Source organism: Kitasatospora atroaurantiaca, from assembly GCF_007828955.1.
In the GTDB taxonomy this organism is placed as follows: Bacteria; Actinomycetota; Actinomycetes; order Streptomycetales; family Streptomycetaceae; genus Kitasatospora; species Kitasatospora atroaurantiaca.
This window is the reverse complement of sequence record NZ_VIVR01000001.1, coordinates 7,601,324-7,628,091: the sequence shown is the minus strand read 5'-3', so window position 1 is coordinate 7,628,091 and position 26,768 is coordinate 7,601,324. Positions and strand designations below refer to the sequence as shown.

The 26,768-nt window shown below is 70.6% G+C and carries 27 protein-coding genes and 2 pseudogenes; 19 read left to right on the top strand and 10 right to left on the bottom strand.

Annotated elements, in window-relative coordinates; all coding sequences use genetic code 11:
- The first annotated feature begins 768 nt into the window (after positions 1–768).
- From FB465_RS34125 to FB465_RS34100, 6 genes and pseudogenes are all read left to right on the top strand, one after another.
- Complete coding sequence (locus FB465_RS34125) at positions 769–2,514, top strand: hypothetical protein (RefSeq protein ID WP_145796817.1); 1,746 nt, start codon at positions 769–771, stop codon at positions 2,512–2,514.
- 707 nt (positions 2,515–3,221) lie between these two features.
- Entirely contained in the window at positions 3,222–4,415 is a 1,194-nt protein-coding gene (locus FB465_RS34120; protein WP_145796815.1) for an NAD(P)/FAD-dependent oxidoreductase, read from the top strand.
- Between the two features lie 10 nt (positions 4,416–4,425).
- A complete protein-coding gene (locus tag FB465_RS34115) occupies positions 4,426–5,364 on the top strand; it encodes a sigma-70 family RNA polymerase sigma factor (protein WP_145796814.1) in 939 nt (312 codons plus the stop codon).
- A 90-nt stretch (positions 5,365–5,454) separates the two neighbouring features.
- Positions 5,455–5,745 (top strand): annotated as a pseudogene (locus tag FB465_RS34110) (mycothiol transferase); the annotation flags it as partial.
- 93 nt (positions 5,746–5,838) lie between these two features.
- Positions 5,839–6,039, top strand: coding sequence for a hypothetical protein (locus FB465_RS36115; protein ID WP_170290762.1), 201 nt, complete (start codon positions 5,839–5,841; stop codon positions 6,037–6,039).
- 78 nt (positions 6,040–6,117) lie between these two features.
- Positions 6,118–6,969: a type 1 glutamine amidotransferase domain-containing protein gene (locus FB465_RS34100; protein ID WP_145796812.1), complete on the top strand. Its 852-nt coding sequence runs from the start codon at positions 6,118–6,120 to the stop codon at positions 6,967–6,969.
- A 129-nt stretch (positions 6,970–7,098) separates the two neighbouring features.
- On the opposite strand, the gene FB465_RS36110 is transcribed toward FB465_RS34100, so the two are convergent.
- A complete protein-coding gene (locus tag FB465_RS36110) occupies positions 7,099–7,497 on the bottom strand; it encodes a nuclear transport factor 2 family protein (protein ID WP_170290761.1) in 399 nt (132 codons plus the stop codon).
- Here FB465_RS36110 and FB465_RS36105 point away from each other — a divergent pair.
- The gene (locus tag FB465_RS36105) at positions 7,484–7,747 is read left to right on the top strand and encodes an SbtR family transcriptional regulator (RefSeq protein ID WP_170290760.1); all 264 of its coding nucleotides are present in this window, start codon (positions 7,484–7,486) and stop codon (positions 7,745–7,747) included. The two genes, FB465_RS36110 and FB465_RS36105, sit on opposite strands and share 14 nt — an antisense overlap.
- Positions 7,748–7,937: 190 nt before the next feature.
- Here FB465_RS36105 and FB465_RS34090 read toward each other — a convergent pair whose 3' ends face one another.
- Entirely contained in the window at positions 7,938–8,507 is a 570-nt protein-coding gene (locus FB465_RS34090) for a TetR/AcrR family transcriptional regulator (RefSeq protein WP_145796809.1), read from the bottom strand.
- A gap of 156 nt (positions 8,508–8,663) precedes the next feature.
- Between FB465_RS34090 and FB465_RS34085 the strand changes: the two genes are divergently transcribed.
- Both FB465_RS34085 and FB465_RS34080 read left to right on the top strand, forming a co-directional pair.
- A complete protein-coding gene (locus FB465_RS34085; RefSeq protein ID WP_145796807.1) occupies positions 8,664–9,515 on the top strand; it encodes an oxidoreductase in 852 nt (283 codons plus the stop codon).
- A gap of 149 nt (positions 9,516–9,664) precedes the next feature.
- Positions 9,665–10,096: a VOC family protein gene (locus FB465_RS34080; RefSeq protein ID WP_145796805.1), complete on the top strand. Its 432-nt coding sequence runs from the start codon at positions 9,665–9,667 to the stop codon at positions 10,094–10,096.
- Between the two features lie 38 nt (positions 10,097–10,134).
- Here FB465_RS34080 and FB465_RS34075 read toward each other — a convergent pair whose 3' ends face one another.
- On the bottom strand, positions 10,135–10,485 hold the full coding sequence (locus FB465_RS34075; protein ID WP_145796804.1) for a ribosomal maturation YjgA family protein: 351 nt from the start codon (positions 10,483–10,485) through the stop codon (positions 10,135–10,137).
- A 165-nt stretch (positions 10,486–10,650) separates the two neighbouring features.
- On the opposite strand from FB465_RS34075, the gene FB465_RS34070 reads away from it, so the two are divergent.
- Positions 10,651–11,640, top strand: coding sequence for an ABC transporter ATP-binding protein (locus FB465_RS34070; protein ID WP_145796802.1), 990 nt, complete (start codon positions 10,651–10,653; stop codon positions 11,638–11,640).
- Positions 11,637–12,491 (top strand): ABC transporter permease, encoded by an 855-nt coding sequence (locus tag FB465_RS34065; RefSeq protein WP_145796800.1) that lies wholly within the window; start codon positions 11,637–11,639, stop codon positions 12,489–12,491. Before FB465_RS34070 ends, FB465_RS34065 begins: the two co-directional genes overlap by 4 nt.
- A 37-nt stretch (positions 12,492–12,528) precedes the next feature.
- Here the strand turns inward: FB465_RS34065 and FB465_RS37785 are convergent, their stop codons facing one another.
- The 3 genes and pseudogenes from FB465_RS37785 to FB465_RS34055 form a co-directional block, all read right to left on the bottom strand.
- Positions 12,529–12,711 (bottom strand): WCX domain-containing protein, encoded by a 183-nt coding sequence (locus tag FB465_RS37785; RefSeq protein ID WP_342791892.1) that lies wholly within the window; start codon positions 12,709–12,711, stop codon positions 12,529–12,531.
- A gap of 38 nt (positions 12,712–12,749) precedes the next feature.
- Positions 12,750–13,112, bottom strand: a pseudogene (locus FB465_RS37780) (helix-turn-helix transcriptional regulator); the annotation flags it as partial.
- A 65-nt stretch (positions 13,113–13,177) separates the two neighbouring features.
- On the bottom strand, positions 13,178–14,380 hold the full coding sequence (locus FB465_RS34055; protein WP_145796797.1) for a cytochrome P450 family protein: 1,203 nt from the start codon (positions 14,378–14,380) through the stop codon (positions 13,178–13,180).
- Between the two features lie 89 nt (positions 14,381–14,469).
- Between FB465_RS34055 and FB465_RS34050 the strand changes: the two genes are divergently transcribed.
- On the top strand, positions 14,470–15,999 hold the full coding sequence (locus FB465_RS34050; RefSeq protein WP_145796794.1) for a helix-turn-helix domain-containing protein: 1,530 nt from the start codon (positions 14,470–14,472) through the stop codon (positions 15,997–15,999).
- A 75-nt stretch (positions 16,000–16,074) separates the two neighbouring features.
- Positions 16,075–17,019, top strand: coding sequence for a pseudouridine synthase (locus FB465_RS34045; RefSeq protein WP_145796792.1), 945 nt, complete (start codon positions 16,075–16,077; stop codon positions 17,017–17,019).
- Here the strand turns inward: FB465_RS34045 and FB465_RS36100 are convergent.
- Complete coding sequence (locus FB465_RS36100; protein ID WP_170290759.1) at positions 17,007–17,402, bottom strand: DUF3224 domain-containing protein; 396 nt, start codon at positions 17,400–17,402, stop codon at positions 17,007–17,009. The two genes, FB465_RS34045 and FB465_RS36100, sit on opposite strands and share 13 nt — an antisense overlap.
- Positions 17,403–17,601: 199 nt before the next feature.
- Here FB465_RS36100 and FB465_RS34035 point away from each other — a divergent pair, with 199 nt between their 5' ends.
- The 4 genes from FB465_RS34035 to FB465_RS34020 all read left to right on the top strand — a co-directional run bounded on the left by FB465_RS34035 (position 17,602) and on the right by FB465_RS34020 (position 22,831).
- Positions 17,602–20,403 (top strand): penicillin acylase family protein, encoded by a 2,802-nt coding sequence (locus tag FB465_RS34035; protein ID WP_145796788.1) that lies wholly within the window; start codon positions 17,602–17,604, stop codon positions 20,401–20,403.
- Positions 20,404–20,549: 146 nt separating this feature from the next.
- Complete coding sequence (locus FB465_RS34030) at positions 20,550–20,975, top strand: peptidase associated/transthyretin-like domain-containing protein (RefSeq protein ID WP_145796787.1); 426 nt, start codon at positions 20,550–20,552, stop codon at positions 20,973–20,975.
- 327 nt (positions 20,976–21,302) lie between these two features.
- Entirely contained in the window at positions 21,303–22,019 is a 717-nt protein-coding gene (locus FB465_RS34025; protein WP_145796785.1) for a carbohydrate-binding module family 20 domain-containing protein, read from the top strand.
- Positions 22,020–22,126: 107 nt separating this feature from the next.
- A complete protein-coding gene (locus FB465_RS34020; RefSeq protein WP_145797767.1) occupies positions 22,127–22,831 on the top strand; it encodes a helical backbone metal receptor in 705 nt (234 codons plus the stop codon).
- Here FB465_RS34020 and FB465_RS34015 read toward each other — a convergent pair.
- Positions 22,821–23,552 carry a tyrosine-protein phosphatase gene (locus tag FB465_RS34015; protein ID WP_145796783.1) on the bottom strand — a complete coding sequence of 244 codons (732 nt, stop codon included), beginning with the start codon at positions 23,550–23,552 and terminating at the stop codon, positions 22,821–22,823. The genes FB465_RS34020 and FB465_RS34015 overlap by 11 nt on opposite strands.
- 83 nt (positions 23,553–23,635) lie before the next feature.
- On the opposite strand from FB465_RS34015, the gene FB465_RS34010 reads away from it, so the two are divergent.
- Positions 23,636–24,148 carry an FBP domain-containing protein gene (locus FB465_RS34010; protein WP_145796781.1) on the top strand — a complete coding sequence of 171 codons (513 nt, stop codon included), beginning with the start codon at positions 23,636–23,638 and terminating at the stop codon, positions 24,146–24,148.
- Between the two features lie 396 nt (positions 24,149–24,544).
- Here FB465_RS34010 and FB465_RS34005 read toward each other — a convergent pair whose 3' ends face one another.
- Complete coding sequence (locus tag FB465_RS34005; RefSeq protein WP_145796779.1) at positions 24,545–25,435, bottom strand: spherulation-specific family 4 protein; 891 nt, start codon at positions 25,433–25,435, stop codon at positions 24,545–24,547.
- 245 nt (positions 25,436–25,680) lie between these two features.
- Here FB465_RS34005 and FB465_RS34000 point away from each other — a divergent pair, with 245 nt between their 5' ends.
- Positions 25,681–25,893, top strand: coding sequence for an EF-hand domain-containing protein (locus FB465_RS34000; RefSeq protein WP_145796777.1), 213 nt, complete (start codon positions 25,681–25,683; stop codon positions 25,891–25,893).
- Between the two features lie 105 nt (positions 25,894–25,998).
- Here the strand turns inward: FB465_RS34000 and FB465_RS33995 are convergent, their stop codons facing one another.
- Entirely contained in the window at positions 25,999–26,475 is a 477-nt protein-coding gene (locus FB465_RS33995) for a GNAT family N-acetyltransferase (RefSeq protein ID WP_145796774.1), read from the bottom strand.
- Positions 26,476–26,768 lie beyond the last annotated feature (293 nt).

Here is a 26,768-nt window from a genome sequence, read left to right as displayed (position 1 = left end):
CCTGGTATGCCCGACGACCTGCGGAAACTCATACTTGATGCCGCTCTGCGCGAGCCTGAGCGTGAAGCTGGGCGATCTGGACGTCAGTAAGACAGACCGTTCCCGGCTGTCGGCGCCGCGCTGTCTGGTGTCCCTTGTCGATCTTCCGTGCGAGGTCTTCGGCGTGCTGTAGGAGGAGTTCCCGCAGAGCCGCGTAGTGGTTGAGGGGATCCGACCGTGACAGTTGGAACCAGGTGTTAGCACGCCGGAGGAGCCGGGCCCGGCGGATGTCGTCGGGCTGCTCGGCTTCGATGCAACGCGGAGCGAACAGGTTGCTCGCCTCAGGTGACGTGGGCCCAGCGAAGGCGGATGCTCCTTGTCGCTTGCGGTCGTCCAGGTTAGGACGGACGGGTCCTGGAACGAGTGGAAGATCGGCGATGATCTCGTGCCAGGTGTCGCGGGTCAGGAACCAGCTCGGCAGTGCTTCGCGCCGGTGCCGGTAGTCGGTGGGGTCTGTGGCCGTGTCGAGATCTCGGGCCAGGTTGCGACGACGATCAGCCCACCCGGCGCACCGTCATGACGGGTGTCCCCAGGGCTTCACCAACCACGATGCCTATCTTCGGTACGAAGACGACATCACACTTCAGCGACGCAAAGCTCGGACCAGCACCACCCCGGAACCAACCACTGAAAGCAGTGGCCGGGCAGGGTCCGGGCTCCTACCCTGGCCGCTGGCATGCATATGATCCGACCGACTTACGTTCGTTCGAACTTCAAATGGGGGACCGTGTGAAGAGAATCCACCGGGCCGGGCTGGCCGGTGCCGCCGCGCTGGTGATCGCCGGGATGCTGCCGGTGCAGGTGGCCTTCGCCGACTGGCCGGAGACGGGCCTGAGCGGGGCCGAGTGCCCGGTCGGTAACGGCGCCCAGTGGTTCGACTGGGGTACCCAACCGCTGGTGGTCAACTCGGGAGACGGCGAGGCGATGTGCCGGGTGGCCGTCAACGTAGGCTCCAAGGGCGCCAAGAACGTCAAGTTGGGGCTCACCCTGTCCGCAGAGTCGGTGGCGGCCTCCGGGTACTCGCCCGAGCTGCTCGGCCGGATGATCGCCGTCCAGGTGTCCTACCTCCCGTCCACCCCCGGGGCGGCCGGTTCGACGGCGGCCGGGCAGTGGGTGGTCAACGGCGACGGATCGCTCACCCTGGATCTGCCGCCCCACGACGTCTCCGGCGACCTGATGCCCGCCGCGGTCTACGACTTCCACTTCTCCGTCGCGCCTGCGGTGAAGTCCGTGCTGCTCAAGGGTCAGCTGGAGCTGTCCGCCGACGGGCTGGCCAGTCAGTCCGTCCGCCCAGTCTCGCTCTCCTACGTCGGCGACGGCCACAACGTCGACTTCGCCGCGAAGAGCACCTTCGTGCCGCTCACCCCGGCGCGGCTGCTCGACACCCGCAGCGGGATCGGTGCCGCGAAGGGCAAGGTCGGCCCGGACAGCTCGCTCACCCTCCAGGTGGCAGGCCGGGGCGGCGTCCCAGCAACGGGGGTCAGTGCCGTGGTAATGAACGTCACCGCCACCAACCCCACCGCCGGCGGGTATGTCACCGTCTACCCGCACGGCCAGGCCCGCCCGGTGGCGTCGAACCTGAACTTCACCGCCAGTGAGACGATCCCGAACCAGGTCACCGTGCCGGTGGTGGACGGCAAGATCGACCTGTACAACCGCTTCGGCACCGTCGACCTGGTGGCCGACATAAGCGGCTACTACACCCCGGGCACCAGCGGCTCCCGGTTCACCGGTCTTGACCTCCCGGCGCGGCTGCTCGACACCCGCAGCGGGATCGGTGCCGCGAAGGGCAAGGTCGGCCCGGACAGCTCGCTCACCCTCCAGGTGGCAGGCCGGGGCGGCGTCCCAGCAACGGGGGTCAGTGCTGTGGTGCTGAACGTCACCGCCACCAACCCCACCGCCGGCGGGTATGTCACCGTCTACCCGCACGGCCAGGCCCGCCCGGTGGCGTCGAACCTGAACTTCACCGCCAGTGAGACGATCCCGAACCAGGTCACCGTGCCGGTGGTGGACGGCAAGATCGACCTGTACAACCGCTTCGGCACCGTCGACCTGATCGCGGACATAAGCGGCTACTACTCGGCGGACGGTTCGGTCTTCGTGCCGACCGGCCCGACCCGAGTCCTGGACACCCGCAACGGCACTGGCGGGTTCCAGGGGGCGATCCCCGGCGGTCACGGCATAGTGGTGAACCTCGCCTCCTGGGACTACGGGGTGCCCCGCTACGGCGCCACCGGCTCCGTGCTGAACGTCACCGCGACCGGCCCCACGGCCGCCAGCTTCCTCACCGTCCAGGGCGTGAACATGCTCAGCCCCAGCCAGCAGGCCGCCACCACCTCCAGCCTGAACTTCAGCGCGGGCGAGACCATCGCCAACGCGGTCACGACGGGCGGTGGCGACGGAGCTTCTATCTTCAACCACGCGGGCCGGGTCGACGTGGTCGCCGACCTCGCCGGCTACTTCATGAAGAACTGACGGGACGAAGAGTGGATGGGTCGCAAGCCCGTCCGCCCAGGGGCGGGTCACCAGCAGCGCGCTGGTGACCCGCCCCTCGCCGTCCGCTCGATGCCGTCACCGACCTCGCCCCGCGCTTCACCCATGCCGCACGCCCACCAGCGCCGTGTTCTCCCATATCGGCGATCAAAGCGACACGCCACCAATTACGGCATCAAATCTCTCGAACCCCGGACAGCGCCATCCATCCGCCATGAGATAAAGCCCCACGTCAGTGAAACAAACCACCGACCTATCGCTCCATGACAGTCAACCCGCCAGCCACCCGCCCATGCCGCAGCCAGCCTGACCAGCGAGAACCTGATACCGGCACCCCAACAGCACTACCGACTCGCGATGGGATCTTTGGAAGTGGTTCCAACAAGAATGCCAACTGGCCGCTTGGTTCCAAGAACCTTGGCAAATCAGTTCCAACAAGCGTGTCACGCACGCCGAGAACGGTCAGGTCAGCACATCTTGCCGGTTCCAACTACCGTGTCACGGCTCACCGGTGTGACGTCGACCGATAGTTGGCCATCGCTCCGTTTCGACTGCCCAGGACAGGCACAAGCACCTGCCGGAGGCTCAGCCGCTCGTCTTCGTTCGGTGACCCGCGTCACACCCGGCTCCTGTCAGCAATCGAGGCGCCGTCTCGTTCAAGGGGCACCGAACGAGACAGGAGCAACGCCATGAAGCACCGCATCGTCGTACTCGGCGCTGGATACGCCGGGGCCTTCGCCGCCGGAAACCTGGCCCGCCGGCTCTCCCCCGCCGACACCGAGATCACCGTCGTCAACGCCGTGCCCGACTTCGTTGAGCGGATGCGGCTCCACCAGCTCGCGATCGGCCAGGACCTCGCGTTCCGCAAGCTCGCCGACGTATTCGCGGGCACCGGGGTGCGGCTGCGCCTGGCGCGCGTCACCGGCGTCGACCCCGAGCGCAGGACCGTCGCCGTGACCGGCGAGGACGGCGAGGACGACGAACTCACGTACGACACGCTTCTCTACGCGCTCGGCAGCTCCGTGGCCCACCATGGCGTCCCCGGTGTGGCCGAGTACGCCTTCGATGTGACCGGCCGGTCCTCGGCGGTGCGTCTGCGCGAGCGCCTGGCCGGCCTGGGTGAGGGCGGCACCGTGCTGGTCGTGGGTGAGGGGCTGACCGGCATCGAGACCGCCACCGAGTTCGCCGAGTCCCGGCCCGACCTCTCGGTCACGCTCGCCGCCCGCGGCGAGCTGGGCGCCTGGCTCTCCCCGAAGGCCCGCCGTCACCTGCGCCAGGCCTTCGACCGGCTCAACATCACCGTTCACGAGCACACCGGTATCGAAGCCGTCGAGCCGGCACGGGCGATCGCGGCCGACGGTACCTCCATCCCGGCAGACGTGACCGTGTGGTCGGGCGGGTTCGCCGTGCACCCCATCGCGGCCGCCAGCGGCCTGGAGGTCGCCGAGACCGGCCAGATCGTCGTCGACCGCACCATGCGCTCGGTCTCGCACCCGGACGTCTACGCCGCCGGCGACTGCGCCTACGCGATCGGCGAGAACGGCCGGCCGCTGCCGATGTCCTGCGCCTCGGCCGGCTACACCAACATGCAGGCGACCGCCGCGATCATCGCGCGCCTGACGGGCAGCGAGGTCCCGACCACCGGGCTCAAGTACCACGGCAACCACATCAGCCTCGGGCGGCGGGACGCGATCTTCCAGATGGTGGACGGGGACGTCCGGTCGAAATCCTGGTACCTGGGCGGCCGGACCGCCGCGTGGCTCAAGTCGGGCGTGCTCAAGGGGGCCTGGTGGAGCATCGCCCACCCGACCTTCGGCATGCCGAAGCGCAAGCGCCGCCTGGCCACCGCGCCCGACCGGGCCGGTGTGAGGGTCGCCGCATAGGCTGCTCCGCATGGACAGCGCAGCCATCGATCGGTTCGAGGCCGGCCGGGGCCGGCTGGCCTCGCTCGCGTACCGTCTGCTCGGCTCGGCCGCCGACGCCGAGGACGCCGTGCAGGACACGTTCCTGCGCTGGCAGGCCGCGGACCGGGAACGTATCGAGGTGCCGGAGGCGTGGCTGACCAAGGTCGTCACCAATCTCTGCCTCGACCGGCTCCGCTCGGCGCAGGCGCGCCATGAGCGCGCCGTCGGAGACTGGCTGCCCGAGCCACTCCTCGAGGGCGACCCGATGCTCGGCCCTGCCGACACCTTCGAGCAGCGCGAATCGGTGTCCTTGGCCGTGCTGACCCTCATGGAGCGCCTCTCGCCGGTCGAGCGGGCCGCTTACGTCCTGCGCGAGGCCTTCTCCTACCCCCACGCCGAGATCGCCGGGATCCTCGACATCACCGAGTCCGCGAGCCAGCAGCATGTCCACCGGGCCCGACGCCGGGTCGCCGCCGAGCGCCGCAGCGGCGAGCCGGTGGACCCAACGTCCGCGCGCCGCATCGTCGAGGAGTTCCTCGCCGCCGCCACGTCGGGGCGCACCGAACGGCTGGTGGCGCTGCTCACCGCCGACGCGACCGCAGTCTCGGACGGTGCCGGACTGGCCAGGCGGCTACTGCGGTACAAGACGCGCGAGCGCGTCGCCTCCTACGTGCGGGCCGGCTTCAAGCCCACTCCGGCGAAGCGGCGGCTGGCCGGCGGCTCCCCCGCGTTCCACATCGCGCTGGTCAACGGCTCCCCGGCCGTCCTCGCCGTGGTCGACGACCGGGTCGTGGGCGCCGTGGCGTTCGAAGTCAGCGACGGCAAGGTCGCATCCCTGCGCGGCATCGCCGCCGCGGACCGGCTCGCGCGCCTCAATGAGGCCTGGCGGACGCACGAACCCGACGCGCCGGCCATCAACGCATGGTGACCAGCGCCACCGGAATCCAGTGACCTGAGTCGGAGCGAGGACGGCACCCCTTCGGCCCCGCGCTGCAGGCCGTAGAGCGCGCCGGGTGACAACTGGATCAGCGACGGTGAACCGCTGCCGAAGCTGTACGGCAAGCGTGACGCGGACTTCGACGGAGCCGTCGCCGAGCAGGCCGAGGTCGACGCTGCGTACTCCGACCTGGCGCGCGAGCAGGCCGCGACCGACGCCGCGCTCGCCGAGCACCCGGATCTGAGCGAGCGTCTGGGGAAGGACGGGATCGCCGTGCGGGAACTGATGGTGCACAGGATCGATGAGTATGCCCGTCACTGCGGGCACGCCGACCTGTTGCGCGAGTGCATCGACCGAAGGGTGGGCCAGTGAGGTTCTTCTCGGCGAACTGGTGTTCGTGAGGTGGGCTGAAACTGTCGGATCCGTACGGGTCGGGCAGGCGGGCACTGGTCGCCCAGGTTTGCCATGCTCGATGTCCAGCGCCACGTGGTGGAGTACCCGTCCCGTCCGCCGGCCGCCCATCGCCGCCGGATCGGCACGCCGAAGGGATCGCGGGCACCGGGGCCGTTCCGCCAAGCCGTGCTGGTGCCGCGCTGGTTCCGACTCCTTGCCGTCCTGGCCCCCGACGTGCACAAGGTCCTCGAGTGCGGACGCCGGCTCCCGTAAGCTCCGTGCAACGCAAGGGCGCGCGCACTCGATCAAGTAGAGCGTCGCGCCGCTGAGCGCACGCCGGAGGTGGTCCGTATGGCGACCGTACTGATGCCGATTCCGGCACAGGACTTCGACCCGTCCGAGGTGGCGGTCGGCTGGCAGGTACTCACGCTCGCCGGGCACCGCGTGGTCTTCGCAACCCCCGAGGGTGAACGCGCCACCGGCGACGAACTGATGCTCACCGGCCAGGGCCTTGATCCGTGGGGCCGCGTTCCCGGCCTGCGTCGGGTCCTGGGAGTCGGCCGCATCTTGCGGGCCAACGCCGATGCTCGCGCCGCATACACGCAGATGCTCCGCTCCGAGGAATTCCGCAACCCGGTCCCCTGGGACAAGGCCTCCCTCGCCGACAGCGACGGCCTCTACCTGCCCGGCGGCCACCGCGCGCGGGGGATGCGCCGCTACCTGGAGAGCATGACCCTCCAGGCCCTGGTCGTCGAGGCCTTCCGGCGGGGCATGCCGGTCGCGGCGATCTGCCACGGTGTCCTGCTCGCCGCCCGCAGCACCGACCCGGACACCGGCCGGTCGGTCCTGCACGGCCGCCGCACGACGGCCCTGACCTGGCGTCAGGAGAACCAGGCCTGGCAGCTCGCCCGCCGCACCCGCTTCTGGGATCCGGACTACTACCGGACCTATCTGGAGGAGCCGGGCCGGCCGAAGGGGTACATGTCCGTCCAGCAGGAGGTCACCCGCAACCTGGCCCGCCCCGAGGATTTCCTGGAGGTCGAACCGGGTTCCCCCGACGCCTTCCGCAAGACTTCCGGCCTCCGCGACACGGCGACCGACGATCGCCCCGCCTTCGTCGTCGAGGACGGGAACTACCTCTCCGGCCGCTGGCCCGGCGACGTCCACGCCCTCGCCCGCCGCTTCGCCGAGAGGCTGGCCTAACTGATCGATCGAGTCGATCAGCGAGACCTTCAAGGTCCTCACAGCGAGTCCGACCGAGACCGCTGTCGGCGGAACGCGCCGCGGGCCGAGCCCCTGGGGGAGTTCCCGGCCCGCGGCCCTGGACTCGCGCTACCTGCCGTCCAGCGCCGCCACCAGCTGCGGCAGGTCGCCGCCGGCCACGATGAGGGCCAGGTGATCGTGGAAATCCCTGCTGCTGACGATCAGGCCGTCGCGGACCCGCAGCACCTGGATGTTGGCGACCTCGAAGTTCCGCCCGGTCACCCGGTGGTGCACCTGGTAGTTCCATTCGGCGACGATCACCTCCGGGTCGTCGGTCTCCCGGATCACCACATTCGTCGAGGTCAGCTCCACGGGCGAATGCACGGAGACCACCGCGAACCGCTCCTTGAGCGCGGCCCGCCCCTCGAACCGGCGCGGCCCGACCGGCTCGAAGACGGTCTCCACCACGGCGTCCTCGGCGTAGAGCTCGGCCAGCTCCGAGAACCGCCCCGCGGTGAACGCGTTCACCCAGGCACTCGCCGCTGCCGGGGTGGACGCGCACGCGGCCCTGCAGGAGTCCAGCAAGGTGATCCAGGCGCAGCTGGCCGAGCTACTGGCCGGGGCGCAACAGGCCGAGGCGGTCCGCCCGGAGCTGGGCCTGCCGGAGCTGATCGCCCTGCTGGTCGGCACCAGTACGACGATGGAGCAGCTCGGAGCCGACCCGGCGGCCCGGCAGCGGATCTTCGAGGTGCTCTTCGACGGGCTGCGGCCGCGCTGAACCGGCGGCGTGTCGGCCCCCCGGGCCTTGCGCAACGGAGCGCGGGTCAGCCCGCCGTCGCGAGCATTGGCAGCGCCCCCCGACCCTTTGGAATCGATCGTCCGGGGCGTACGGTCCATCATTCCCCCTGCGACGCGCGCGCCCCTCACACAGCCGTCACGCTCAAACCCGGCGCCGAGCCGATGCCCCGTCAGCCGGCCGTACGCCCGCGGGTCGTGAGCCCCGGCAGGAGGAGGGTCAGCCAGCGGGCACGCACCTCCGCCGGCTGGTCGGTGGGAGCGGTGGCGAGGAGCAGGAAGAAGTCGTCGACCGTGACGTCCGGATGGAGATCTCCGTCCGCCTTCGCGGCCACGATCAGGTCGGCCAGGGCCGCCCGGGCCCGTTCCTCCAGGTCCGCGTGGTCGGCAGCGCCGAGGGCGTGGGCGGCGGCCTTGACGGCGTGGTCGTGCGCCGAGGCCTCGATCACGGTGCCGATCAGGGAGGTGATCTCCGCCATCGCACCCCCGCTCTCGGCCGCGCGGACGGCTGCGGCCTCGGTGTCGGCCACCATCCGCTCGCCGTGTTCGGTGACCACGGCGGCGACCAGGTCGGTCTTGGTCGGGAAGTGCCGGTAGAGCGTCCCCACGGCCACGCCCGCAGCGGCGGCGATCGCGTCCATCGGGACGTCGGGGCCGTGCAGCGTGATCTGTTCGCGGGCCGCCTCCATGATCCGCCGGCGGTTGCGGATCGCGTCGGCGCGAAGGGGCCGGGGCTGGGTCATCTGCGTTCCCCCTGGGTGGTTCGTCTCGAACATGAAGCGTAGTTCAGGACGGCCGACGAGGCGGTGGAGGTGGCCCTTGCCGAAACATGAATACGGGTTCATGATGAATATGAGCGATGGTTCACATTGATCGGCCCCACAGCAGAGGATCCCGCCATGTCACGCAAGGTTGCGCTGGTCACCGGCGCCTCGTCCGGAATCGGCGAGGCCACCGCACTCAGGCTCCACGAGCTGGGCTACACCGTCCACGCCGCCGCACGCCGCGTCGAACGCATGGCCCACCTCGCCGAACGCGGCATCCGCCCGCTCGCGATGGACGTCACCGACGAGGCCTCGGTGCAGGCCGGTGTCGAGCAGGTGCTCGCCGAGTCGGGCCGCATCGACGTGCTGGTGAACAACGCCGGGTACGGGTCCTACGGCGCCCTGGAGGACGTCCCGCTGGAGGAGGCCCGCTACCAGTTCGAGGTGAACGTGTTCGGCGCCGCGCGGCTGACCCAGCTGGTCCTGCCGCAGATGCGCGAACGTCGCAGCGGACACATCGTCAACGTCTCCTCCATGGGCGGCAAGATCTACGAGCCGCTGGGCGGCTGGTACCACGCCACCAAGTTCGCCCTGGAAGGTCTCAGCGACTCCCTGCGGCTGGAGCTCAAGCCGTTCGGCATCGACGTGGTGATCGTCGAACCGGGCGCCATCAGGACCGAGTGGGGCGGGATCGCCGCCGACAACCTGCGCAAGGTGTCGGGCGAGACGGCGTACGCCGAGCAGGCCGCGGCCGGGGCAGCGGTCCTGAGCTCCGTCGAGGCCAATCCCCGCCTGGGCTCCGCCCCTTCGGTCGTCGCCGATGCGATCGCCAAGGCCGTCACCGCGCGCCGCCCCAGGACGCGCTACGCCATCGGCATGGGTGCCAAGCCCGCGATCCTCCTGCGGCGCATCCTCCCCGACCGGGCCTTCGACGCTCTCGTGACCACCGCCTTCCGCGCCACCGCGCGGCGAACGCCGGGCCGGTAACCCGTTGCCGCCTGCGGCATCGACGACGAGAACGCCGGGTGGTGTCCACCAACACATCGCGGACACCACCCGGCGACCCGTCGTTCCGGGCCCCGGTCCTACCGCCCGGATTCCGCCGACCGGTCGCAGGCACGCAGTACGGTCCTGGCATGACAGCCAGAATCGATCTGACCCTCGACTGTAGGAACGCCCAGCTCGTCGCCGAGTTCTGGAAAACGGCGCTGGGGTACATCGACGAGCCACCGCCCGCCCCCTTCAAGACCAGGGAGGAGTGGCTCGCGCAGTTCGACCTGCCGGAGGACGACTCCGAGGACGACGCGGCGTGGCTCTGCGATCCGGACGGCATCGGCCCCCGGCTCTCCATCCTCACGGTCCCGGAGCCGAAGACGGCGAAGAACCGGCTTCACATCGACATCCGAGTGCCCGGGCACGGCAGTCCGGACGAGCGGTGGGAGCGGATCAGAGCGGAGTCAAAGCGGCTGGTGAGAGCGGGCGGGACCGTCCTGGAGGAGTTCGGCGGGCACCACATCGTGATGGCCGACCCGGAGGGCAACGAGTTCTGCGTCGCCGCAGCCGCCTGAGCCTCGATCGAGGGGTCAGGCCGTCCTGGGGTCGTTTGTCACCCTCTGGTCCTGGTCCGGTGGTGTGCCACGAGGCAGGCTGCAGCTCCGAGGGTGTACCAGAGCAGGTCGGGGGCGCTGAAGGTGGAGCCGAGCAGGATGCGGGCCGAGGGGTGCGCCTCGGGGAACCCGGTGAGCTGGAAGAACTCCACGGCGAAGCTGAGCCCGAGTGCGATCCCGGCCACCCTGGCGGGCCTGGCCCTCGGGGCGGCGACCAGGACCAGCAGGTACCAGACCGTGGTGTAGAGCGCATCCCTGAAGACATCGGCCGGCTCACCCTCGATGAGGGCCATAACACCGAGCCCGGCGAGGATTACGGTGACGACAAGTATCAGGACACGGATGCGCATGCGACCCCCCGCAGTTGATTTTTTGAGCACGTTCAAAATATCACCAAGGGTCGGCAGCGGCCGACGAGACCTCAGCGGCGGCGCTGCGCGGCGCACGGCGGCGAGAGTGTTCGAATGGCAGGGTGGAAGGGTGCGGGCTGTCGTCCGCCGATCGCGAGGTGGGCCATGCGGGAACCGGCATCGGTCGGCGGCCCGGACGTCGAGCGGACAGCGGTGATCCGGACGTCGGGTCTGACCAAGGTCTACCCGAAGGCGGACTTCGCGGCCGTGGACCGGCTCGACCTGAGTGTCCGGCACGGTGAGATCTTCGGCCTGCTCGGGCCCAACGGCGCCGGCAAGACCACCACCGTCGGGATGCTCACCACCCGGGTGGTGCCCACGGCCGGCTCCGCCTGGATCGGCGACATCGACGTGGTGGCCCACCCGGCGCTGGCCAAGCAGGTGATCGCCGTCGTCTCGCAGCAGAACACCCTGGACCGTGCGCTGACCGTCCGGGAGAACCTGTACTTCCACGGGCTGCTCTTCGGGATGTCGAGCCGGCGTGCCCGGCAGGTCGCGGACGAGTTGCTGGAGCGGTTCCACCTCGCCAAGTGGGCGGACTCCTCCGTCTATGCGCTCTCCGGCGGCATGGCCCAGCGGCTGATGGTGGCCAGGGCGATCGGGCACCGGCCAGCCGTGCTCTTCCTGGACGAGCCCACCGCCGGCCTCGACCCGCAGGGGCGGCTCGCGCTCTGGGAGATCCTGGGCGATCTGATCGCCGACGGCCAGACCATCCTGCTGACCACGCACAACATGGAGGAGGCCGACCAGCTCTGCGACCGGGTGGCGATCATCGACCACGGGCGTCTGCTCGCCCTGGACACACCCGCCGGCCTCAAGCAGAGCGTGAACGCCGACACCGTGGTGACGGTCCAAGGGCGGGGCGACGCCGCCGCGCTCGCCGACCGCCTCTCCCGTGAGCTCGAGGCGGTGGTCCGGACGCGGCTGGTCGACGGCGGGGTCGAGGTCCAGGCCCGGGCCGCGGACCGGCTGCTGCCCCGGGTGCTGTCGGTCTCCGAGTCCGCCGGCTTCGACACCGTCGACCTGTCGGTCAGCGAGACCACCCTGGAGACGGTCTTCATCAGCCTCACCGGGAAGGAGCTGAGGGACGGATGACATCCATCACCGTCACCCCGCCGCGCTCGGCCCCCGCCGCCGCCCGCACGGCCCTGACGGCACTGATCAGGCGTGACCTGGTGGTCCTGAGCAAGCACTTCGGCGAGTTCGTCGGACGGACCATCATGCAGCCGTTCCTGCTGGTCTTCATCTTCCTGTACGTCTTCCCCACCATCGGCCAGGGAGTCGGCGGCGCCGGCGGACGCACCGGCGAGTCGGACTTCGCCACCGTGCTGGTACCCGGGGTGGTGGCGATCTCCATCATGTTCCAGGGCATCCAGTCGGTCGCCATCCAGCTCTCCCAGGAGTTCGGCTACACCCGCGAGATCGAGGACCGCGTACAGGCCCCCTGCCCGATCTGGCTGGTCGCCGTCGCCCGGGTGCTCTCCGGCGCCACCCAGGGCCTGATCTCGGCGGTCATCGTGCTGCCGATCGCCACCGTGGTGCACGCGCCCGGCGTGGAGGCGCACCTGAGCGTGCACTGGTGGATCGTGCTGACCATGATCCCGCTGGCCTGTCTGGCGATGACCTCTCTCGGCCTGCTGCTGGGCACCAGCTTCGAGCCCCGGAACATCGGCGTGATGTTCGGCTTCGTGGTGCTTCCGCTGGTGTTCCTCGGCGGCACGTACTACCAGTGGACCCGGCTCTCCCTGGTCCACCTCGGCGACTTCCACTGGCTCCAGGTCCTGGTCCTGGCCAACCCGTTGATCTACATCACCGAGGGCATGCGGGCCGGCTTCACCGACGCCTCGCACATGCCCCTGTACGTCATCTACCCGGTGCTGACCGGCTTCTGCGTGCTCTTCCTCGGCCTCGGCCTGCGCAACTTCCGGCACCGGGTGCTGTCATGAATCGCGCTCCCGGCGAAACTCTGAGCGACCGCCCTGGTCAGCCGGTGGTGGCCCGCCCGTAGCGGGCGGACAGCTCGCGCAGGTGGTCGACCAGTTCCTCCGGGCCGTCCACGGTGAAGTCGACGCCGAGCAGGCCCAGGTAGACCGCCAGGGTCTCGACCGTGTCCGCTCCGGTATGCAGCACGCAGCTGTCCTCGCCGACCGCCTCGACCGTACCCACCGCCGCCCAGATCCGCGCCGCGACCAGGAAGGAGTGCAGGCCACCCGCCGCCGGAGCCGGGAGGGCAGGACCTGTTCGAGCTTGGCCAGCGCGCGCAGCGAGGTCTCCTCGATGCCGGTGATGGCGCCGGCGGCGGCGGTGCGCAGGCCGATCGCCACGGCCACCGCCTCGTCGTCGTCCAGGAGCAGCGGCGGGAGCTCGGCACCGGCGCCCAGGCGGTAGCCGCCTGCCGCGCCGCGTGTGCCGTGCACCGGGTAGCCCAGGCTGCGCAGCCGTTCCACGTCGTGCCGAACCGTCCGCGTGCTCACGTCCAGACGCCCGGCCAGCTCGGCGCCCGTCCACTCGCGCGGCGTCCGGAGCAGCGACAGCAGGCGCAGCAACCGTGCCGAGGTCTCCAACATGCCGTCAACTCCGGCAGGTGTTCAGGAAGGGTTCGGGCCTCATCGGTCTCCTGGCGGGCGAATCGTCAGTAGCGCACCGGCAGGGTGAGCAGGCCGCGGGCCCGCAGGGAGGGCCGCCACTGCAGCGAGGCGCGCGGGGTGTCCAGGGCGAGGGCGGGCAGGCGTCGCAGGAGGGTGGCGAGGGCGATTCCGGTCTCGAGCCGCGCGAGCGGTGCGCCCAGGCAGTAGTGGATGCCGTGGCCGAGGGCGAGGTGGGAGTTCTCGGCGCGGTGGATGTCCAGGACGTCCGGTCGCTCGAACTGGTCCGGGTCGCGGTTGGCCGAGCCGAGGGCGAGCAGGACGGTCTCACCGGCAGGGATGGTGACCTCGCCGATCGTCACGTCCTCGCGTGGGAAACGCCGGATCGCGAGGGGGGCGGGGCCGTCGTAGCGGGTGAGCTCCTCGACGGCGGCGGGGAGCAGGGACGGCTCGGCGCGCAGCGCCGCCAGCTGCTCCGGGTGGTCGAGGAGAGCGAGGACGCCGTTGCCGATGAGCTGCACGGTGTTCTCGTAGCCGGCGAAGAGGACCAGGAAGGCGAGCGAGGTCAACTCGTCCTCGCTGAGCCGGTCCTGGTCGTCCCGGGCCGCGATCATGGCGGACAGGACGTCGTCGGCGGGCTCGGCGCGCTTGCGCTCGATGAGCCCGGCGAAGAAGTCCAGCATGGCGGCGATGGCCGCGCCCGCGGCTTCGGGGCGGGCCCGGTCCGGGGTGATCAGGGCGTCGGTCCAGGCCCGGAAGTCCCGTCGGTGCTCGGCGGGGACGCCCAGCAGGTCGCAGATGACGGCGATCGGGAGCGGCGCGGCGTAGGAGGCGATCAGGTCGGCGTGGCCCAGCGGTTCGATCTCGTCGAGCAGTGTGTCGGCGATGGTCTGAACGGGTGCGCGCAGCTGCTCGATCCGGCGGGGCGTGAACGCCTGGGACACCAGCCTGCGGATCCGGGTGTGGTCCGGCGGGTCCATGTTGAGCAGGTTGGCGTCGAGTGCGGGCGGCAGCGCCAGGCCCCGGTAGTTGCCGGGCAGCGAACGGCGCTTGTCGAGTGAGAGCCTCGGGTCGGCGAGCAGGCTTCTGACGTCCTGGTACCTGGTGACCAGCCAGAACGGCAGGCCGTCGGGGCCGGTCATCCGGTGCGCGGGCGCGCTCTCGCGGAGCGCGGCGTAGCCGCCGTAGAGGTCCAGGAGGAGGTCTGCCGGGCCGATCGCGGGTGCCGGGTCGGGGAACGTGGTCGCCATGATCTCCAGCCTAGATGCCCTGATCAGCCCTGATCAGCAGAAATCCCACCCGACTTGAGGTATCTCATATCTGAGATACAGTCTGCACTGTGACCGACGACTACCTCATGCGTATCGGCAAGCTCATCCGTGACGCCCGGCAGCACCGGAGCCTGACACAGGCACAGCTCGGGGAGGCTCTCGGTACCAGCCAGAGCGCCGTCAACCGGATCGAGCAGGGCAAGCAGAACATCAGCCTTGAGATGATCGCCCGGATCGGCGAGGCTCTGGACAGCGAGATCGTCTCGCTCGGCTACGCAGGCCCGATGCACCTGCGCGTCGTCGGCGGCACCCGGCTGGCGGGCACCATCGACGTCCGTACCAGCAAGAACGCCTGTGTCGCCCTCCTCTGCGCCTCCCTGCTGACCACGGGCCGCACCACGCTGCGCCAGGTCGCCCGGATCGAGGAGGTCTACCGCATCCTCGACGTGCTGACCAGCATCGGCGTCAAGGTCCGCTGGATCAACGAGGGCCGCGACCTCGAACTCACCCCGCCCGCCGAGCTCGACCTGGGCGCGATGAACGTCGAGGCGGCCCGCCGGACGCGCAGCGTCCTGATGTTCCTGGGCCCGCTGATGCACCGCGCGGAGCGCTTCGAGATCCCCTACGCGGGGGGCTGCGACCTCGGCACCCGTACCGTCCAGCCGCACCTCACCGCGCTGCGCCGGTTCGGTCTCGAGGTGGCGACCACCGGTGGCAGCTACCACGCGACCGTCGACCCCGGGGTCTCCCCCACCCGGCCGATCGTGCTGACCGAGCGCGGGGACACTGTCACCGAGAACGCCCTGCTGGCCGCCGCCCGGCACGACGGCGTCAGCGTCATCCGCAACGCGAGCTCCAACTACATGGTCCAGGACCTGTGCTTCTTCCTGGAGCAGCTCGGTGTACGCGTCGAGGGCATCGGCACCACCACGCTGACCGTCCACGGCCTGCCCGACATCACCTGTGACGTCGACTACGCGCCGGCCGAGGACCCGGTGGAGGCGATGAGCCTGCTCGCCGCGGCCGTGGTCACCTCCTCGGAGCTGACGATCCGCCGCGTCCCGGTCGAGTTCCTGGAGATCGAACTCGCGGTGCTGGAGGAGATGGGCCTGGACCACGACCGCAGCCCCGAGTACCCCGCGGACAACGGGCGCACCCGGCTGGCGGACCTGACCGTCCGTCCGTCGAAGCTCACCGCTCCGATCGACAAGATCCACCCGATGCCCTTCCCGGGCATCAACATCGACAACATCCCGTTCTTCGCGGCCATCGCCGCGGCCGCGCACGGCACGACCCTGATCCACGACTGGGTCTACGACAACCGCGCCATCTACCTGACCGAGCTGACCCGGCTCGGCGCGGACGTCAAACTGCTCGACCCGCACCGCGTCCTCGTCCAGGGGCCGACCCGGTGGCGGGCGGCGGAGATGGTCTGCCCGCCGGCCCTGCGCCCGGCCGTGGTCATCCTGCTGGCCATGCTCGCGGCCGAGGGGACGTCCGTCCTGCGCAACGTCTACGTCATCAACCGCGGGTACGAGGACCTCGCCGAGCGGCTCAACTCCATCGGGGCGCGGATCGAGACCTTCCGCGACATCTGATCTGATCGCGGCGGTCCCGGGCCCGCCTGTCGGGCCGGGTCGGGCTCGGTCGGTGCTGGACTAGGCTGGCTCGCGATGAGACGCAGAACCCCGGCGCCGCCCGCGCCCCTGCCGCAGCGACACGGGATCGACCCCGTGCGGCTGCGGCTGCCCGCCACCGGGCCGTGGGCGACCGTGCGCGACCACCTGGTGGAGCGGCTGCCGGTGCCCGCCTCGCTGATCGACGGGATGCTGGACGAGCGGGCCATTATCGGGGCGGACGGGCCGGTGACGCCCGACACGCCGTTCACGCCGGGCGGGTACGTCTGGTACCACCGCGACCTGCCCGACGAAGTCCCCGTGCCGTTCCCGATCACGATCGTGCACCGCGACGACAACGTGGTGGTCGTCGACAAGCCGCACTTCCTGGCCATGGCTCCGCGCGGCCGGCACGTCGCCGAGACGGCGCTGGCCCGGCTGCGCCGCGACCTGCGGCTGCCCGAGCTCAGCCCCGCGCACCGGCTCGACCGGCTCACCGCAGGGCTGGCCATGTTCGTCGTCCGGCGCGAGCACCGCGGCGCGTACCAGGGCCTCTTCCAGGACCGCCTGGTCCGCAAGGAGTACGAGGCCATCGCCCCGTACGACCCCGCGCTGGAGCTGCCGCGCACGGTGTGCAGCCGGATCGTCAAGGAGCGTGGCGACCTGGCCGCCCGCGAGGTCGCCGGGCCGCCCAACAGCCGGAGCCGCATCGAGCTGGCCGAGCGGCGCGACGGCCTCGGCCGGTACCGGCTGCTGCCCGTCACCGGACGGACCCACCAGCTGCGGCTGCACATGAGCAGCCTCGGCGTCCCGATCCTCGCCGACCCGCTCTACCCGCGCGTCCTGCCCGACCCCGCGCCGGACGACTTCAGCCGACCGCTGCAGCTGCTCGCCAGGACCCTTGAGTTCACCGACCCCATCTCCGGCGCCGCGCTAAGCCTCACCAGCACGCGCACGCTCGAAGCCTGGCCGGCGGGTGCTCCAGGCCGTCACCCCAGCTGACCCTCCAGCGTGTAGGAGTGGCCGCCGTCCGTGTCGTTCAGGATCTCGAACGCTCCGGTGAGCCCGGTGAGGTCCTCGGTGCCTGTCCCCGGGACCACGCGGACCGCCAGCCGCTCACCGTGGCTGCCCGGCGCGCTGTGGTGCAGCACGAAGGAGCCCCGCCGGCCGAGCACCTCACCCGTGAAGCGCTCCACCGCGACGTAGACCGCCGGGTTGCCGGCGCCGTCCGCGACCGTGAGCAGGTGCGCGGTGCTGGTGCCCTTGAGATCCCCGTGGAAGACCTTGGTGATCCGCACCCGGCCGAGCGAGGCACCCGGCTCATCGTCGATGATCTCCGGCTCCCATGACTCGATCTCGAACGTCCCGCCTGCCGTGATGTCCATCTGCCTGCCTCTCCGTGCACCGTCCGGTGGTGGCCACCAGGGTGGCACGCACCACTGACAACGGCGTGGACACCGCCACGGACGGACCGCGTCCGGAGGCCCACGGCAGAAGATTTGGCGAATGACATGCACGCCACTAGGCAACCGGCCAGTAACCGACCTACCGTCAACTCCCCGTAGCTTCAACGGAGGAGCCGGCATGCATCGACGCATCCACACGCTCAGACTCCAGGCCGCCACCCTCGCGGCCGCCCTCCTGGCAGCCGGAACCATGGCAGCCGCCCCTGCCGCGCCCGCCGGCGCAGCCGCTGCCACCGCCGTTGCCACCGACTACTGCGGCGGGCACTGCCTGGACATCCTGCCGCCCGGCGAGAACGGCAACGCCACCCTCGCCGACATCCTCGCCAACCGCGTCTTCGGGACCCGCCCCGCCCACACCGACGACCAACTCGCCCCGTACGCCGGACTCGCGAGCGCCTACCCGGGCCTGACCGACGCCTCGCTGCGCAGCTTCTTCAACGACGCCTCCTTCGGGGTCCCCGCCGACCAGGTGGCCAGTACCAGCAAGCCCCGCTCCGATGTCACGATCGTCCGGGACAAGGCCACCGGTGTCCCCCACATCACCGGCACCACCCGCTACGGCACCGAGTACGGCGCGGGCTACGCCGCCGCGCAGGACCGGCTCTGGCTGATGGACCTCTTCCGGCACGTCGGGCGCGGCCAGCTCTCCGGCTTCGCCGGCGGGGCCGCCGCCAACCGGCAGCTGGAGCAGAGCTTCTGGCAGGCCGCCCCCTACACCGAGGACGAGCTGCAGCGGCAGATCGACGCGATCTCCGGCCAGGGCGACCGGGCCCGCCAGGCGCTGGACGACGCCCGGGCCTACCTCGACGGCATCAACCAGTACATCAAGGAGTCGTACAACGGCCGGTACTTCCCCGGCGAGTACGACCTCACCGGCCACGTCGACCCGATCACCAACGCCGGCGGGATCGAAGCCTTCAAGCTCACCGACCTGGTCGCGCTCGCCTCGGTGGTCGGCGCACTGTTCGGCGCGGGCGGCGGGGGCGAACTGCCGTCGGCCCAGGTCAAGTCGGCGGCCGAGGCGAAGTACGGGAAGGAGGCCGGCGACGCGGTCTGGAAGTCACTGCGCGAGGCCGACGACCCCGAGGCCGTCCTGACCCTGCACAACGGGCAGCGCTTCCCGTACGCGCTGCCGCCGGACGAGCCGCAGGGAACCGCCCTGCCGGACGCCGGTTCGGTGGTGCCCGAGCGGATGATCTACGACGCCACCGGGACGGGTACGCAGACCGCCACCAAGGCGCCCGGACTGCTGCCGGGCAACCTGCTCAGCGCCAAACACGGCATGTCCAACGCCCTGGTGGTGTCCGGGAGCCACACCGACGACGGGCACCCCGTCGCCGTCTTCGGCCCGCAGACCGGCTACTTCGCGCCGCAGCTGCTGATGCTGGAAGAGCTCCAGGGCCCGGGGATCAGTGCGCGCGGTGCGGCCTTCGCCGGGCTGAGCTTCTACGTCCAGCTGGGCCGTGGCCAGGACTACGCCTGGAGCGCGACCTCGGCCGGGCAGGACATCACCGACACCTACGCCGTACCGCTCTGCACCACCGACGGCTCCCCCGCCACCCTCGCCGCCAACTCCTACCTCTGGCACGGCCAGTGCCTCCCGCTGGAACGCCTGGAGCGGAAGAACGCCTGGAGCCCGACCACCGCCGACTCCACCGCGGCCGGCTCCTACACCCTGGTGATGTACCGCTCCAAGTACGGGTTGGTGACGGCCCGTGGGACGGTCGGCGGCAAGCCGGTCGCCTTCACCTCGCTGCGCTCCACCTACCGGCACGAGGCCGACTCGATCATCGGCTTCCAGATGCTCAACGACCCGGGCGCGGTACGCGATCCGGCGAGCTTCCAGCAGGCAGCGCAGAACATCAACTACACCTTCAACTGGTTCTACGCCGACTCCCGGCACACGGCGTACTACAACTCCGGCAGCAATCCCGTCCGAGCGGCCGGCGTCGACCCCGGACTCCCCGTGCGGGCCGAAGCCGCCTACGAGTGGCGGGACTTCGACCCGGCCGCCAACACCGCCAGATACACCCCGCCCGCGGAGCACCCGCAGTCGGTCGACCAGGACTACTACATCTCCTGGAACAACAAGCAGGCCCTCTCCTTCGCGTCGGCGGGCTTCGGCAACGGCTCGGTGCACCGCGGCAACCTGCTGGACGACCGGGTCAAGGCGCTGCTGCGCAACGGCGGCAAGGTGACCCGCAGTTCGCTCACCCAGGCGATGGAGAGCGCGGCACTGGCCGACCTGCGGGCGGAGGACGTCCTGCCGGAGCTGCTGCGGGTGATCCGCAGCGCACCGGTGAGCGATCCCGCGCTGGCCACGGCCGTGCAGAAGCTGGAGAACTGGCAGGCCGGCGGTGCGCTGCGCCGGGAGACCTCGTCCGGCAGCCATACCTACACGGACGCGGAGGCCGTCCGGGCGATGGACGCCTGGTGGCCGCTGCTGGCGGACGGCGTGTTCCGGCCCGGCCTGGGCGACGGGCTGTTCGCCGCGCTCACCGGGGCGCTGCAGATCAACGAGTCCCCGTCGGGCGGCCAGACCGGGCCGACCAGCGGCGGGGTGAGCGCCAACGAGTCGATCCCGCACAAGGGTTCGGCCTTCCAGTACGGCTGGTGGAGCTACCTGGACAAGGACCTCCGGTCCGTTCTCGGCGAGCAGGTGGCCGGTCCGCTCGCGCGGCCGTACTGCGGTGGGGGCGACCTGGTGGCCTGCCGGACCGTCCTGCTCGACAGCCTCAAGCGGGCGCTCGCGCAGACCCCGGCCCAGGTCTACCCGGGTGACGCCGACTGCTCGGCCGGCGACCAGTGGTGCGCGGACACCATCATCCAGCGGCCGCTCGGCGGTGTCACGGACGCCAAGACCACCTGGCAGAACCGGCCGACCTACCAGCAGGTCGTCCAGTTCCAGACCCACCGCTGATCCGGTGGCGGTCCGGGGACGGCTCGCCCAGCCGTCCCCGGACCGGCGGGATCGCGGGGATCGCCGCTGAGCCGAACGGCTGCTTGCTCATCAGGATTTGGCGCGGGGCTCATCAGCCTCCCAGGGAGGCGCCTTAGCGTCGCCGCATGGACAACTCCGATCTCGACCGACGACAACTCCTCGCCCTGGGCGGCAGTGTGCTGGGGGCCGTCGGACTGGGCCTCACCGGCTGCTCCTCCAAGGCGGGCTCGGCCGCGGCGTCCGCCTCCACCGCAACATCGGCCGCTGCAACGGCGAGCAGTGTGTGCGTCCTGACCTCGGAGATGACGCAAGGGCCGTACTACCTCGACGACAGCATCGTCGAGGCGGTCACCGCCGTCGCGCCCTACACCAGGCACACCGGCAGCTGGACGAAGCTCGGCAGCGACATGGTCTACACCGGCGGCGGGGTCAAGGACGGGCTGCTGACGGTCAGCGGCTCTGCGGGCGGCGGCTACACCGCCACGATCACCGTCGGAGTCGACCCGAACAGCACCAGCGGCTCCGGCGGAGGTGGCCAACCGGCAGGCTGAGGCGGGCGGGAGGATCCAGCGCGACCAGCGTCGCCACGAGCGCCGTCCGGCCGACCGCCGGCCAGTGCCGCCATCGCAGTGGCGCACCGCTCCGCATCCGTGCCCTTTCCCGTTCGGCCCCGCCAGGTGTGCCCTGTCGGCGTAGCCCTCCTCGGAGCAGCAGGGCTCGCAAAATGTTTCCGCAAGTTTCTGCAAAATCTTTCAGACAAGTGTTGACGCACCCTCAGACTTGAGGGAGTCTCGTCAACGCCCGGCCCGCTCACCGTGCCGGTCCTGGCCCCCAATGGCGTCGGGCCCACAACCACCCTGTACGCACGGGAGAACCCGATGATCCGTCATGCCCACAGGGCTCTGCTGCGCACCGTGCTGGTCGCGGCCCTCGCCGCCCTCCTACTGAGCCTTCCGGCGCAGGTCGGCACCGCGCGGGCGGCGGAGTCCGGCAGCTCGGAGGCCGCCGCCACGGAGACCTTCGTCCTGGGCGGGTCGCCCCCGCCCGGCCCGCTCTATCTCGTAGGGTCCGTCGCAGCGCTCGGCAACTGGTCGCCCGAGGTGGCCGTCCCGCTGGTGTGGTCCGGCCACACCTGGAGCGTCACGCTCAGCTCCCTGCCGACCGCCACAACCGTCCGGTACAAGTACCTAGCCAAGGACCGGGACGGGAACATCACCTGGCAACCCGGCCCCGACCAGCTCCTGACCACCGCCGCAGCGGGCACCTCGGGCTCGGCCAGGGACACCTGGGCCGGTGCCACGACGCCGGTCACCACGGCCTTCACCGTCGACGCGACCACCTGGTACGGGCAGAACGTCTACGTCAGCGGCTCACTGCCGGCCCTCGGCAGCTGGGACACCGACCGCGCCGTGCCGCTCGCCTCGGCGAACTACCCCTTCTGGAGCGGCTCGACGGCCCTGCCACCCAACACCGCGTACGAGTACAAGTACTTCAGGAGGAACCCCGACGGCACCGTCGAGTGGGAGCCCGGCGGCAACCGGACCGCCACCAGCGCGCCCTCGGGCAGCGACACCTACCACGACGTATGGAGGTGACCGCTCGGGCCGGTTCGGCGGGCGGGTAGCGTATCGGGATGGCCTCAGCTCCCCGTTCCGTCCCCGACGACCAGGGCACGCCGATACCGCTCGGCGCGATCCGCCGGATGGTGTCCCTGGTGCCCTCGCTCACCGAGGCCGTCGCGGCCACCGCCCCGGATCTGCTGGTCGGCGCGACCGACTGGTGCACCCACCCGGCGGAGCTCTCGGTGGCACGGATCGGCGGCACCAAGAACCCCGACATCGCGAAGATCGTCGCGCTGGCACCGGACCTGGTGGTGGCGAACGAGGAGGAGAACCGCGCCCCCGACCTGGCGGCCCTCCGGGCTGCCGGGATCGCCGTCTGGGTGACCGAGGTCCGCTCGCTCCCCCAGGCGCTCGCCTCGCTGGAACGCCTGCTCACCGTCGCCTGCGGCCTGCCGCGCCCGCCCTGGCTGGACGCGGCCGGGCAGGCGTGGCGCGAGGTACCGTCGACGCCTCGGCGGGTACGGGCCGTGGTGCCGATCTGGCGGCGGCCGTGGATGGTCCTCGGCCGGGACACCTTCGCGGGCGACCTGCTCAGCCGCCTCGGTGTCGAGCTCATCCACTCCCGGCACGCCGACCGCTACCCGGCCATCCCGGTCGCCGAGTTGCTGGCGGCCGGGCCGGATCTGGTCGTACTGCCGGACGAGCCGTACCGCTTCACCGCCGACGACGGCCCCGAGGCCTTCCCCGGCGTGGCCTGCGCCCTGGTCAGTGGACGTCATCTCACCTGGTACGGCCCGTCGTTGGCGGAGGCTCCCGCTCTCCTCACGGCACAGCTCAGGGGTTGAGCAGGTTCTCCCGCAGGGCAGCCACCAGCTCAGCGTCGACGCCGAGCTCTTCGGTGGCGTACGCGCGTACGGATCCGTGACTGTCCGTCAGGTCCGCAAGGAAGAGCCGCATGAGCTCGGCAGGCGCCTGGGCGTACCCCGGCCAGCGGAGTTCACGGCCGGGGTTGGCCGCGTGCCAGTCGGCGACCAGCCGGGCGGTGGCGAGCCCGGTGAGCGCGAAGTCGGCGATGATGTCCTCCTCGGACACGCCCAGCAGCGCCAGGACGAGCGCCGCCACGATCCCGGTACGGTCCTTGCCGGACGCGCAGTGGAAGACCAGGGGGCCGCTGTCGGCCGAGGCGATCAACTCCAGTGCCCGGCCCAGCTCCTTCACCCCGTCGAGGGCGACCTCGGCGTAGCGCTCGGCGAGGTAGCGGGCGGTGTCGACGTCCGGGCCGAGGGCGGCCTGGTCGTACGGGCGGTGCTCGATGCTGAGGTTGTGATAGCCGAGCCCGGCGGTCTCCGGGACGCGGCCCTTCTGCTCGATCTCCCAGGGGTAGCGCAGGTCGATCACCGTACGCACCCCGAGCGACAGGAACCGCTCCCAGTCCTCGCCCTCCAGCTTGGCGAGCGAGTCGGACCGGTACAGCCTGCCCCAGCGCACCGTTCGGCCGTCCTCGGTGCGGTAGCCGCCGAGGTCGCGGAAGTTGTGCAGGCGGGAGAAGTCCAAGTGTCGTGTCACCGGGCAACCCTATGTCGGCCGGGTCCTCCCCGCTGCAGAAAATCGCGCGACGCGCATGGGCCGACCTGCTAGTTTCCGAACACATGAAACCGCTCAACGAGGACGAAATCCGCGCATCCTTCATCAACTGCTCGAAGGGTGAGGCCCGTAGGCTGAACCTGCCCCGAGGGATGGGCGAACTGCCCTGGGACGACCTGGACTTCCTCGGATGGCGCGACCACGGTGCACCCGACCGCGCCTACCTCGTCGCCGAGCGGCCCGAGGGATTGGTCGGCATCACCTTGCGTGTCCCGACCGGAGTCCGCCGCAGCAACCTCAAGAGCAACATCTGCTCCATCTGCGTGACCGCCCATCCCGGTTCGGGGGTCTCCCTGCTCGCCGCCCGCAAGGCCGGCGCCGCAGGCCGCGAGGGAAGCACCGTCGGCACCTATATGTGCGCCGATCTCGCCTGCTCCCTCTACGTCCGGGGCAAGAAGAGGCCCGAACTGGTCGACCGCATCACCGAGTCCCTGACCCTCGAGGAGCAGATCACCCGCACCCTGGTGAACCTCGACACCTTCCTGGACCAGGTCATCAAGGAGACCGACGGCCGCTGAGAGCTCGTCACACGAGCAGGTGCAAGGCTCTGGAGTCGACGCGTTGAGTCCGGTTAGGTAGTCGTCGTGATCGACTATGACGGCGAGGCCGAGCCTTCGACCGGTCACCGAGACGAGCTTCCCCGGGATCGGCCAGGGCCGCAGCCCACGCCAGTGGCGCGAGCGAATCACGGCAGGCCGATTCCCCTGGATCCGGGAAGCTGACCCGGCCGAGGTCGCGGACCTGTGCCGGGACCTCTCATCATTGCCGGACCAGGAGGTGGCCAGACCGGATCCGCTCTACAGGCTGATCGCTCTGCGAGGCCGCGGCGGCCGCCACGTCCGGGCGACGAACCCGACCACCTGAACCGGCGCCCCCTGGAGGGCGGAGCCCACAGCGGCTCCGCCCTCCTGCCGTCAGCCGATGGTGGCGGCGTACGACGTCTGGGCGCCGAACTTCCAGCTCGGGCTGACGTTCCAGGGGTTGGGCAGGCCCGCACCGGTCGCGTAAGCGTAGCCCGCGCCGCGGTTGAACGCGGTGGTCAGCGAGGTCTGCATGGCGGCGGTGTCCGGCACGTCGTAGACCAGGTGCCAGAAGGCGGTGCCGCTCGGGTCGAAGGTGGCGCCCGAGTAGTAGCCGGCCGTGTAGTTGAAGACGTTGCCGCCGAGCCAGCCGCCGCCGGTGTAGTCGGCGTAGCTGCCCTCGTACGTCACAAAGGTGTCGGCGGTGCGGTGGCCGGGCTCCAGGTAGCAGTCGGCGATGGCCGTACCGGGGTTGTCGACCACCAGGTCCTGCACGGACGGGTCCACGCCGTCCATGGTGTCCTGCACGTACTGGCGCAGCGAGTGGTAGTAGTCACGGATGCTGTTGTTGGTGCCGCACTCGCGGTTGACGACGTCGAAGAAGATGCCGTCGACGTGCAGCCGGCCGTCCGCGGTCTTCAGGTAGTTGTCGATGGAGGCCTTCACGGCCGCCACCGAGCGGCTGCCGTTCTCGGTGTGGACGTAACCCAGCACGCGGGTGTGGGCGCCGGTCGCGGTGACGCCCTGGCGCAGGGTGTCGGCCTGGGCCTGCCAACTCGCGTCGAACGGCGAGTCTCCGTTGCCGGGGTTGAGGATGACGATCGAGGTCGCCGGGGTGGCGGCCTTCAGGTCCGTGAGCATCGGGTCGCCCGGCCAGACGTACGCCGGGACACCGATCTCCAGGCCCCGGACCGGGGTCGCGGCCGCCGCATCGGCGGCGGTGGCCGGCACGGCCAGGAGCGAACTCAGCAGGACGGCCGCAAGGCCCTTCACCGCTGTACGCATGGGTTTTCCTCCGTTGACAAGAAGACAAGACGATAAACGGTGGCACTCGGCCACCCCCGGCATTCTGACTGATCGTCAGCGCGGATCGTCCGGCGCCCCCGCATGCTCGCCCGGGGCGCGGCCCGGAGGACGCGGGAGCGCACGCGACGGTTCCCACCAGGCACGATCCGGAGCCGGTGGACCAGGGCAGCCGGCGGGGCCGCTAAGGTACCTGCACGACAGCCATCCGTAGGAAGGGACAGACAATGGCAGACATAGAGGCGGCCAAGCAGGCATTCGACCGGTTCGACGTGAACCAGGACGGCTTCATCTCGGCCGCCGAGTACACCAAGGTCATGGCCGAGCTGGGCGACCCCTACGTCACCGTGCCCGTCGCTCAGGCCCTCATCAGCGACGCCGACACCAACAAGGACGGCCAGCTGTCCTTCGACGAGTTCTGGGCCATCCAGCAGCGCTGACGCGCCATCTCCGCGTCCGGCTCCCGGGCCGCCCCACCGGGCCGGTGCCGGACGCGGACATCACCTCAGCGCCCCACACCCGGCACGGCCTGCGGTCCGGGGCGCTCAGGCCCCGGTCAGGGCCAGTTCGCCGACGACCTGATCGCCGCTCTTCTCGCCGGTCAGGCGGAACCCGAGCCGCAGGTAGAACTCCTCGGGCCCGTGCTCTCCCGGGGCCCAGGTCACCGTGACGTGTGTCCGTCCACGCCTTCGGACCTCCTCGCACACGGACTCCACGGCGAAGCGGCCGTACCCCCGGCCCTGCTGGTCGGCGGCGGTGTTCAGCCGCCAGATTCCGGAGCGGAACCTGTCGTCCGGGTTGTCCGGGTCGAACTGGACATCGAAGAAGCCCATGACGAAGCCGACGAGCTGCTCACCGTCGAAGATCAGCCGGGGCCAGGCGATCTCAGGGTGCACATACGCCTCGGCGAGCGACTTGGCGACCGGGGCCACGAGCCCCTCCTGGTCGGGCCGCACCTTCAGCCGGCACGCGGCGTCGACGTTGTCCGGAGTGACCTTCTCGAGGCGAAGCGACGAAGACATGCCCGCACCCTACAGGCCCCTCACCAGCCGCTACCTGCGAGCTGTCGCCCAGTCAGCCCGCTGCCGGGCACGAGACCGTAGGGGTACGCACTCTGGACAGCTGATGTTCTGCACATGTAAAACTGCCTATCCGGCAGCTTCCACCCCCACCGGCCCTCGCGGCCCTGCCTGAACAGCGCCTCCCCACTCCCCGCGGCCCACGTCCGCCCTTCGCCATGCCCTCTCCGCTGCCGGCGCACACCCCTCCGCCCCGTCGTATCCCCGCCCGCACGGCGGCACACACCCGTGCCCCG